We start from the raw sequence: 9,173 nt of genomic DNA, 5'->3' as shown, positions 1-9,173 counted from the left end.
CGCTTGCGGGGACTCGCTTGCCTCTGTTTGAATAAGTTTTGAGTAACTTATCTAAGGGGTCGAGTCATGGGGAAGGACCAGGTTTCCGAGATCTACCGCACTCATGCCCCGTCCGTGCGGACGTACCTGCGCAGGTTCGTGCCCTCCCAGGAGGTGGACGACATGCTGCAGGTGGTGTTCGCCGAAGCGTGGCGGTCGCGTGACCGCTACGACCCCGGCCGCAGCCCGCGCGCCTGGCTGCTGGGCATCGCGCACAAACGCGCGGTCGACCACCTGCGCCGCCGGAGGCCGCACACCGTCCCGCTGGACGACGCCGACGCCGCCGGCGACGACGGCCGAGCCGGCGCCACCGCGCTGGCCGAGCGGGACCGGCTCCACCGCGCGCTCGCCGAGCTGCCCACCGCCCAGCGGGAGGCGATCGTGCTGGCCTACTACGCCGGCCTGAGCCAGCGGGAGATCGCCGAACGGCTCAGCCTCCCGCTCGGCACGGTCAAGGCGCGGACCTCGCGTGGCCTGCACCGGCTGGCCACCCTCCTGACCTGACTCGAGGGGAAGCCCGTTGATCACCAGTTCTTTACGCGCCCCCGGACGCCCCGATACCGGCGACCGGGCACGGGTGTGAAACAGATGCAAAGCGTCCGCGACGTCAGCAGCGACAGGGGAGCCGCATCCATGACCACGGTGACTTCTCAGTCCGCCGGCATCCGCGAGTTGATCGGGTCCTGCGGCGCCCTGGCGACCGTCGAGGAACGCCTCGCCGAGTTGGCCGGCGAGTCCACGGCCGCGCCGGCGGTCGCCCGCGAGATGCCGGCCGCGGTGATCGTCCTCGCCGACCTCGCCGGCCTGGCCACGGAGAGGAGCATCTGATGCGCCGTCACGCACCGGTGGTGGTGGTCGGCGCCGGGCTGGGCGGCCTGGCCGCCGCCGTCCACCTCGCCGCGGCCGGCCGGGAGGTCACCGTGGTCGAGGCGGGCGGCGGGCCCGGCGGGTGCTGCGGCACCGCGAACGCGGGCCCGTACCGGTTCGACACCGGGCCGTCGGTCCTGACCATGCCGGGCGTGCTGGCCGGCACGTTCGCCGCCGCCGGCGAGGACATCGCCGACTGGCTTCCGCTACGCCGCCTCGACCCGGCCTACCGGCTGGCCTTCCACGACGGCTCCCACCTGGACATCGTGCCCGAGCGGGAGCGGATGGCCGAGCAGCTGCGGTGGCTCTGCGGTCCGGCCGAGGCCCGCCGTTACCTGGCCTACCGGCGGCGGCTCGGCGAGCTGTTCGAAGCGGAGTGGCCGACGTTCATCGACGCCGACATGACGCGGGCCCGCGCCCTGGCCCGCCCGCTGGCCCTGCTCCGGCTGGCCGCCCTCGGCGGCTTCCGCCGGCTCGACCGGCTCGCCGCCGCCCACCTCACCGACGAGCGGCTGATCAGGGCCCACACCTTCCAGGCCCTGTACGTGGGCCTGTCACCGCAGCGGGCACTCGGCATCTACGCGGTGATCGCGCACATGGACACCGTCGGCGGCGTCTACTTCCCCGAGCGGGGCGGCATGCACGCCATCCCGCGCGCCCTGGCCGCCCTGGCCGAGAAGAAGGGCGCCCGCCTGCGTTACCGAGCGCGCGCGAGCCGGGTGGAGACGGACGGCGACGGCGTCACCGGGGTGCGGCTCGACGGGGGCGAACACCTGCCGGCCGGCCACGTGGTGATCGCCTGCGACCTGCCCGCCGCCCGCGCGGCCCGGCTGCTGCCCGAGCGGGCCGTCGACTGGCGCTGGCGCCGCCCCCGCTTCTCGCCGTCCTGCCTGGTGCTCCACGCCGGGCTCGACCGCACACTGCCCGGCCAGGCACACCACACCGTGCACTTCGGGCGTACCTGGAGGGAGACCTTCAAGGCCCTGGAGAACGGACAGCCGCAGCCCGACCCGAGCCTGCTGGTCACCTATCCCGAGGACGCCGACGCGGCGCCCGCCGGGCACGCCACGCTCAGCGTGCTGGAACCCGCCCCCAACCTGCGGGGCGCCGACTGGCGACGGCTCCGCCCCGAGCTGGAGCACCGCCTGCTCGGCCGCCTGGCCGACCTCGGCTACGGCGACCTGTCGAACGCCCCCGGCCTCGTCCTGGACCCGCCCGCCTGGCAGCGCCTCGGCCACAGCGCGGGCACCCCGTTCGCGCTGGATCACCGCTTCACCCAGACCGCCTGGTTCCGCCCGTCCGGCGTGGCCAGGCGGGTTCCCGGGCTGCACTTCGCCGGCATGCACACCGCTCCGGGAGTGGGTGTCCCGCCGGTGCTGATCTCCGGCCGGCTGGCCGCCACGCGCATCCTGGAGGCCGCACGATGACGCTCACCGCCAGCTACGAACGCTGCCGCCGCCTGCACGCCCGCTACGGCCGCTCCTACTACCTGGCCACCCGCCTGCTGCCCGCGTGGAAGCGGCGGCACGTGCACGCCCTGTACGGCTTCGCCCGCCACGCCGACGAGATCGTCGACTCCTTCACCATGACCGCCGACCGGGCGGGCGCGCTCGACGCGCTGGCCGCCGGGGTCGCCGCCGGGCTGGCGGGAGAACGGGTGCGCGATCCGGTGCTGCCGGCGTTCCTGCACACCGTCCGCTCCTTCGCCATCGAACGCGGCGACATCGACGCCTTCCTGCGCGCGATGCGCGCCGACCTGTCGGTGACCGGCTACCAGAGCTACGACGACCTGCTCGGCTACATGGAAGGCTCGGCGGCCGTCATCGGCACCATGATGCTGCCCATCCTGGAGCCAGTGCACGGCGCCGAGTCCCTGGCCCGCGAGCCCGCCCGGCAACTCGGCCTGGCCTTCCAGCTCACGAACTTCCTCCGCGACGTGTCCGAGGACCTCGCCAGAGGGCGCGTCTACCTGCCGCGCGATGACCTGGCCACGTTCGGGGTGGAGGAGGCGCACCTGCGCCTGCCGCGCACCGGGCCCGCCGTGCGCGAGCTGCTCGCCTTCGAGGCGGAGCGCGCGCGCGAGCACTACCGCGCCGCCGCCGGGGGCATCGAGCTGCTCGTGCCGTCCTCGCGGCCGTGCGTGCGGGCGGCGCTGGAGCTGTACGGCGGCATCCTCACCGAGATCGAGCGCAGCGGGTACGAGGTGCTGGCCAGGCGGGCACGGGTGCCACGCCGCCGCCGCGCCGCCACGTTCGTCCGCCACCTGCTCGCCTCCACCGCCACCGGCCGGGCCGAACGCCTCCTGCGGCTGGAGCCGTCATGACGGGCACCGTCGTGGTGGACGCGATGGGCGGCGACCACGGCCCGGCCGAGACCGTGGCCGGCGCCGTGCGGGCGTGGCGCGAACACGGCGTGCCCGTGCTCCTCGTCGGCCGCGAGCCCCTGCTGCGCCTCCACCTCGACCGGCTCGGCGCCACCGCCGGTGACGGTGGCGGTGGCGGTGGCGGGATCGGTGTGGTGCACGCGCCGGACGCCGTGCCCATGGCCGAGCCCGGCGCGCGTGCCGCCGCCGGCACCACCTCCAGCCTGGTGATGGGCTGCGACCTGGTACGGCAGGGCGTGGGAGACGCCTTCGTGTCGGCCGGGTCCACCGGAGCGGTCGTCGCCTGCGCCGTACGCGCGATCGGGCGGGCCGAGGGCATCCTGCGGCCCGCGCTGGCCGTGGCGCTGCCGTCCCTGGCAGGCGGGGCCGGCGTGCTGGTCGACGCCGGGGCGACCGCCGACCCCACGCCCGAGATGATCGGCCAGTTCGCGCTGCTCGGCGCGGCCTACGCGCGGGTCGTGCTGGGCGTCGCCGACCCGGTGGCGGGGCTGCTGTCCATCGGCTCCGAACCCGGCAAGGGCAACCGGCTGGCCCGCCGTGCCGCCGAGATCCTGCCCGGCCTGCCGGTGCGCTTCCACGGCAACATCGAGGGCCACGACGTGCTCGCCGGCGCCGTGGACGTGATCGCCACCGACGGCTTCACCGGCAACGTCGTGCTGAAGAACGTCGAAGGCACCGTGCGCACCGCGCTCGCCATGGTGGCGGCGGCCGGGATCGCCTCGCCCGCCCGGCTGGCCGAGGTGGCCGCGCGCTACGACCCCCGCACCCACGGCGGAGCCGCCCTGCTCGGCCTCAAGGGCACCGTGGTCGTGGCCCACGGCTCCGCCACGGCCACCACCATCGCCCGTGCCTGCGTGGTGGCCCACGACCTGGCCCGCGCCGACGTCGCGACCCGGATCACGTCCCAGGTCGCGGCGCCACTCGCGACCCAGCCGGTGCCGTGACGCCGTCACCCGCCCGCGTGCTGGCCCAAGGGGTCGACACCGTTCCAGGTGCCCTGGGCGGCGTAGGGGGTGAAGCGGGCGAACAGCTCTTCGCCGTACCAGTCGTGGGCTCGTACCCGCGTGATGACGGTTCGGTGGTCGGCGGTGCGGTAGGCGAAGTCGCGGACGGCACGCGCGTCGCGCCACAAGGAGAAGGTGGCCTGGCGGGCCAGTGGCCACTCGCCGATGCCGACCGAGGCCAGCAGCCCGTCCTGCTCCCGCAGCGTCCGGTCCACCGCCGGGACCGAACGGTAGAACGCCGCCAGGCTGCGGGCCCGAATCGACGCCCTGGTCAACACGGCGACGGGACCGGCGTGCCGGACTGGAGGGACGGCGGCGGTGAGCGGGGCTGTGAACGGGGCTGTGAACGGGGCGGTGCCGCCCCAGGTGCCGCGCGCGGACAACGGGCGCAACCGCACCTGCCAGCACTCCCGGGCCTCGTCCCGCCAGCGGGCCGCGATCGGCGAGCGCCGCAGGAAGTCGTCCAGGTCCGGCTCGCCGCGCCAGACCGCGAACAGGGCCCAACGGCGCAGGTCGGCTCCCAGCGACATGCTCGGCCCCCGGCCGGTGCCCAGCAGCCGCCAGAACCGCAACCCGCCGGTGCCCCGCAGCAGCGGCCGGTCGAAGGCCATGTGGCGCATCGCGCCGACGGTGTCGTAACGGATGAGGTGGAACGAGGCGATGGTCGCTGTGCTGGTGTCGCTCATCGGCGGCTACCTGGCCGGCTCGATGCCGGTCGCCCTGCTGGTCGCGCGTGCCCACGGGTTCGACCCGCGCGACGTCGGCGACCGCAACCCCGGCTTCTGGAACATGAAGGAGCAGCTCGGCTGGCGGGCCGCGGTGCCGGTGTTCGCCGGTGACACGTTGAAGGGCACGGCGGCGGGCCTGCTCGGCCTGTTCGCCGGGGGCGCGCACCTCGGCGGGTGGGCCGTGGTGGTCGGGCCGAGCGTGCTGCCGGTGTACGTGGCCGTGGCGGCGGCCATGGCCGGCCACGCCTGGCCGGTGTTCGCCGGGTTCCGGGGTGGTCGCTCGATCCTCGCCTTCGCCGGGGGCATCGCGGTCATCTGCCTGCCCGCCTTCCTGCTCGCCGTCCTGGCACTGGTGCTCGTCTCGCTGCTGACCCGGTCGTTCGCCGTCGGCGCCAGGGTGGCCGTGTTCGGTGTGCCGGTGCTGCAACTGCTGTTCACACCCGCCGTGCAGGTGGCGGCGACGGGCGCGCTGCTCTGTCTCATCGGCCTGCGCTTCGGCCAGGCCGCCCTGAGCTCGCAGCGCTCCTGACCGCCGGCGGGTAGGAGCGGCCGCGCCAGGTGCGGACGGGGCGCAGGGTGGCCTGCGTCAGGCGGAGCGCCGCGGCGGGGTCGAGCAGCGGTGAGAGCCACAGCCCGGCGCCGGGCCGGCTGTAGCTGCCTCGCAACGCCCCGGCCAGCAGCCACCGTACGGCCAGCAGCGCCAGGTCGAGCCGGGACGGGCGGCCGATCGCCAGCCGCAGCACGGGCAGCGCGGCGGTCAGCCAGACGACCGCCAGGTCGGCCGCCTGCCAGCCGGGCCCGGCCACGTCACGCAGCGGCAGCGACCGGCCCCACTCGCGCCACAGCTCGGCCGTCGAGTCGTGCATGTCGACCTCCAGCAGGGTGCCCGCGTCGAGGAACGCGACCGTCCAGCCCTCACCGGCCAGGTGGCGTGCCAACGCGACGTCGTCGGTCATCCGGTCGCGCACCCGGGCGAACCCGTCGGCCGCGACCATCCGATCACGGCGGAAGGCCATGCACTGGCCGTTGGCCACCACGCGGTGCGGCGCGGGCGGCCGGGCCGGGCCGACCGGTCCGAACCGGTAGACCAGCGTCGCCAGCATCGACGCGTGCAACGCCTGCTCCAGGCCGCCGTCGCAGCTGAACCGAGGTCCCATGCTGACCAGGTCGCGGCCGTCGAGCGCGGCGGCCACCGCGCCGAACAGCCCCGGGTCCGGCCGGGTGTCGGCGTCCAGGGTGATGACGACGTCCCCCCGGGCCGCGGCCACACCCTGACGCAACGCCCACTGCTTGCCGACCCACCCTGCGGGCAGCGGTGCGCCGGTGACGACCTTGGCCCCCAGCGACGCCGCCAGATCCGCCGTGCCGTCGGTCGAGCCGTCGTCGACGACGACGACCTCACCGACGGCGGGGTCGGCGACCGCGGCCCGCAGGCACGCCCCGATCCGTCCTTCCTCGTTCCGCGCCGGAACGACCACGGAGATCGCCCTGCCCGCCAGGGGCGGGAGGCGGTCGTCATCGGGCGGTGCCGGTGCGCTCAGTGGTGGGAGGCGGTCGCGGCCGCGGGCGAGCCGGGCGGCGACGACGACGGCCGCGACGGCCTGGGCGACGGCGAGCGGACGCGTCCTCATCAGTCCTCGCCTTCCGGGGAGCCCGGAAGGTTCTCGCCCTTCGGCGAGGCCGCCGGCGGGAAGTCCTCGGCGACGAGGCCGGCCACGATGCGGGCGCTCATGGTCACCAGAGGGAGCCCGCCGCCGGGGTGAGCGGAGCCGCCCACGAGGTAGAGGCCGCGCCGGGGGCCGCGGTTGCCGGGGCGCAGGAACGGCGAGAGCGCCCCGTGGGAGGCGCCGCCGTAGATGGCTCCGCCCCAGGCACCGTAGCGGTCGCGCAGGTCGGCGGGGGTGAAGGTGTCCACGAAGCGCAGCCGCCCGGCCAGGTCGTGGCCGCGCTCGGCGAGGCGCTCCAGCACGAGGTCGCGGTACGACTCCACGGACACCGGCCAGCGGCCCGGGTCGCGGGCGGGCACGTTGACGAGCAGGACCCAGTTCTCCGCGCCGGCCGGAGCCTGGGACGGGTCGTCGACGGCCGAGCAGCCGATGTAGACGGTCGGGTCGCGCGGCGGGTGGCGGCGTTCGAAGATGTCGGCGAACTCCCGCGCGTAGTCGGCGGAGAACACGATCGAGTGGTGCGCCAGGCCGGGCGTGCGGCCTTCGACGCCGGCCAGCAGCAGCAACGCCGAGGAGGACGAGCCCAGCCGGGCGATCCGGCGCAGCCGCCGCCGGTGCGGCAGCAGGTCGCCGTACAGTTGCGCGGCGTCGGTGTTGGCCACCACGATGTCGGCCGGCACGTGCTCGCCGCCCGCCAGCCGTACCCCTGTCACCCGGTCGCCGTCGGCGGTGATCGCGGCCACCGGAGCCGACAGGCGCACCTGAATTCCCGCCTTGTCCAGCAGCGCCGCCAGGTCGTCGGCCAGCCGGGGCAGGCCGCCGGGCACGTACCAGCCGCCCTGGCCGTGCTCCAGCGCGGGGATGCAGCCGAGCGCGGCGGGCGCCCGGTGCGGGTCGGAGCCGGCGTAGGTGGCGTAGCGGTCGACGTACTGGACGAGGCGCGGGTCGCGGAAGTGGCGGCGGGCCAGACCGTGCAGGGTGCGTCCGGGCGCGACCGCGAGGAGGTCGGCCAGGCGCGCCTGCTTCGGGGGGCGGGCGAGGGGGCCGGCGAAGAAGGTGCGACCGGCGGCGGCCAGGGCGCGGGCGCCCCACGCGTGGAAGGCCTGCCAGGCGGCGCCCTCTCCGGGGGCGAGGCGTTCGACCTCGGCGGCCATCAGGCCGGGGTCGCGCCGCGCGGTCAGCCGCGACCCGTCGGCGAACCGGTAGCGGCACAGCTCGGCCGGCTCGACCAGCTCGCGCCCCAGCCCCAGCTCGCGGAAGAGGCCGGGCATGGTGAGCAGCGACGGGCCGAGGGAGAAGGTGAAGCCGTCGCGGTGGTGCTCGGCGAGCTTGCCCCCGAGCCGGGGCTGCCGTTCGTACAGCCGGACCTCGTGGCCCTGCCCGGCCAGCAGGAGCGCCGACACCATGCCGCCGAAGCCGCCGCCGACCACGGTCACCGAAGCCACAGCCGCCTCCAGCCCACTACGGCGAACGTGCCCATCGCCACCCCTCCCACGGCCGCGACGAGCGGGTCGGGCGGGTCGAACACCGCCGCGAAGCCGAGCGTCTCCATCGCCGCCATCGTCGTGTACAGGGCGACCAGCCCGGTCCCGGCCGGCCGGTCGTGTCCGGCGATCCGCCGGATGACGACCATGACCAGCAGCGACACCAGCAGCCAGCCGGCCAGGTTGGTCAGCGGCACGCCCCGGTACGGGCCGGGGTCGGCCCATACCCACAGCCCAAGCCTGATCATCTGCGGGTCGAGGAACAGGTCCCACGCGGTCAGCGCCAGGGCGCCCACCACCACGCCGCCCCGCCCGCCGACCGCGCCGCCGATCCCGTACGCGGCCAGCCCCATGCCGCCCCACGCGAGCGCCACCACCAGCGGCACCCCGCCTGCCTGCGGCCACAGCGCGTCGGTGTAGTGGTAGGCGCCGAACGGGAACCCCGTGTGGACGCCGACCAGCTCGGCCGCGTAGCCGACCGCCACCGCCGCGCCGAAGGCGGCCACGGCCCGCGTCCGGCCGAGCGCAGCCGCCGCGAAGCTCACGGCGCTCGCCGCCAGGAGCGCCACGACGACCTCGGTGAACAGCGGCGGATCGTCGCTCAGTCCCGACATCACCTGGGCGGCGACCATGGCGCACAGGAACGCCGAGCCCAGCGCCGGTCCGAGCACCGACCCGGTGACGGGTGCAGTGCGGGTAGTGTGCATGTCCTGATCTTTCGGATCGGGGCGGCGCTCGGTTGCGCCCTAACACCGGTCGCTTCCATGCTCTCCGGGCGTTGTGCGAGGCTTCCGGCCGAACCGCCGACATGGGGGAATCTTTCCGCTCCGGCCCGTCACGCCCCATAGGCGGCGGGTGATCGGCACGGCGTGATGCTGGGCGACCACACCTCACGAGCTCTGGAGCTCCCGTTCACGGAGAAGGTCAGGTGGCAGTCCACCGCCTGACCTTCCATCTCCGACCGCATGCCCTGTCCTTCGTCAGGGCCTCCCCGTCCGGTT

At 75.2% G+C, this 9,173-nt stretch carries 10 protein-coding genes; 6 read left to right on the top strand and 4 right to left on the bottom strand.

What is annotated here, in order from left to right; all coding sequences use genetic code 11:
* The first annotated feature begins 66 nt into the window (after positions 1 to 66).
* The 5 genes from AB0C16_RS16230 (at position 67) to plsX (ending at position 4,233) form a co-directional block, all read left to right on the top strand.
* Positions 67 to 543: a sigma-70 family RNA polymerase sigma factor gene (locus AB0C16_RS16230; RefSeq protein ID WP_357683309.1), complete on the top strand. Its 477-nt coding sequence runs from the start codon at positions 67 to 69 to the stop codon at positions 541 to 543.
* Between the two features lie 129 nt (positions 544 to 672).
* On the top strand, positions 673 to 867 hold the full coding sequence (locus AB0C16_RS16225) for a hypothetical protein (RefSeq protein WP_357683307.1): 195 nt from the start codon (positions 673 to 675) through the stop codon (positions 865 to 867).
* Entirely contained in the window at positions 867 to 2,333 is a 1,467-nt protein-coding gene (gene crtI / locus AB0C16_RS16220) for a phytoene desaturase family protein (protein WP_357683305.1), read from the top strand. The genes AB0C16_RS16225 and crtI (AB0C16_RS16220) overlap by 1 nt, the downstream gene beginning before the upstream one ends.
* Positions 2,330 to 3,229 carry a phytoene/squalene synthase family protein gene (locus tag AB0C16_RS16215; protein WP_357683303.1) on the top strand — a complete coding sequence of 300 codons (900 nt, stop codon included), beginning with the start codon at positions 2,330 to 2,332 and terminating at the stop codon, positions 3,227 to 3,229. The genes crtI (AB0C16_RS16220) and AB0C16_RS16215 overlap by 4 nt, the downstream gene beginning before the upstream one ends.
* Positions 3,226 to 4,233, top strand: coding sequence for a phosphate acyltransferase PlsX (plsX, locus tag AB0C16_RS16210; protein ID WP_357683301.1), 1,008 nt, complete (start codon positions 3,226 to 3,228; stop codon positions 4,231 to 4,233). Before AB0C16_RS16215 ends, plsX begins: the two co-directional genes overlap by 4 nt.
* A gap of 5 nt (positions 4,234 to 4,238) precedes the next feature.
* Here plsX and AB0C16_RS16205 read toward each other — a convergent pair whose 3' ends face one another.
* A complete protein-coding gene (locus AB0C16_RS16205) occupies positions 4,239 to 4,979 on the bottom strand; it encodes a spheroidene monooxygenase (protein WP_357683299.1) in 741 nt (246 codons plus the stop codon).
* Between AB0C16_RS16205 and AB0C16_RS16200 the strand changes: the two genes are divergently transcribed.
* Positions 4,954 to 5,550 carry a glycerol-3-phosphate acyltransferase gene (locus AB0C16_RS16200; RefSeq protein ID WP_357683297.1) on the top strand — a complete coding sequence of 199 codons (597 nt, stop codon included), beginning with the start codon at positions 4,954 to 4,956 and terminating at the stop codon, positions 5,548 to 5,550. The two genes, AB0C16_RS16205 and AB0C16_RS16200, sit on opposite strands and share 26 nt — an antisense overlap.
* Here AB0C16_RS16200 and AB0C16_RS16195 read toward each other — a convergent pair.
* Genes AB0C16_RS16195 through AB0C16_RS16185 form a run of 3 tightly spaced genes read right to left on the bottom strand, consistent with a single transcriptional unit; the run spans position 5,501 to position 8,879 of the window.
* The gene (locus tag AB0C16_RS16195; protein WP_357683294.1) at positions 5,501 to 6,652 is read right to left on the bottom strand and encodes a glycosyltransferase family 2 protein; all 1,152 of its coding nucleotides are present in this window, start codon (positions 6,650 to 6,652) and stop codon (positions 5,501 to 5,503) included. The two genes, AB0C16_RS16200 and AB0C16_RS16195, sit on opposite strands and share 50 nt — an antisense overlap.
* The gene (gene crtI / locus AB0C16_RS16190; RefSeq protein WP_357683291.1) at positions 6,652 to 8,133 is read right to left on the bottom strand and encodes a phytoene desaturase family protein; all 1,482 of its coding nucleotides are present in this window, start codon (positions 8,131 to 8,133) and stop codon (positions 6,652 to 6,654) included. The genes AB0C16_RS16195 and crtI (AB0C16_RS16190) overlap by 1 nt, the downstream gene beginning before the upstream one ends.
* Complete coding sequence (locus AB0C16_RS16185; RefSeq protein ID WP_357683289.1) at positions 8,121 to 8,879, bottom strand: carotenoid biosynthesis protein; 759 nt, start codon at positions 8,877 to 8,879, stop codon at positions 8,121 to 8,123. The genes crtI (AB0C16_RS16190) and AB0C16_RS16185 overlap by 13 nt, the downstream gene beginning before the upstream one ends.
* Positions 8,880 to 9,173: the final 294 nt, after the last annotated feature.

Origin of the sequence: Nonomuraea sp. NPDC048916, assembly GCF_040649575.1 — a bacterium.
Classification (GTDB): Bacteria; Actinomycetota; Actinomycetes; order Streptosporangiales; family Streptosporangiaceae; genus Nonomuraea.
The sequence above is the reverse complement of the archived record's forward strand: the minus strand, read 5'-3'. Positions and strand labels throughout refer to the sequence as shown.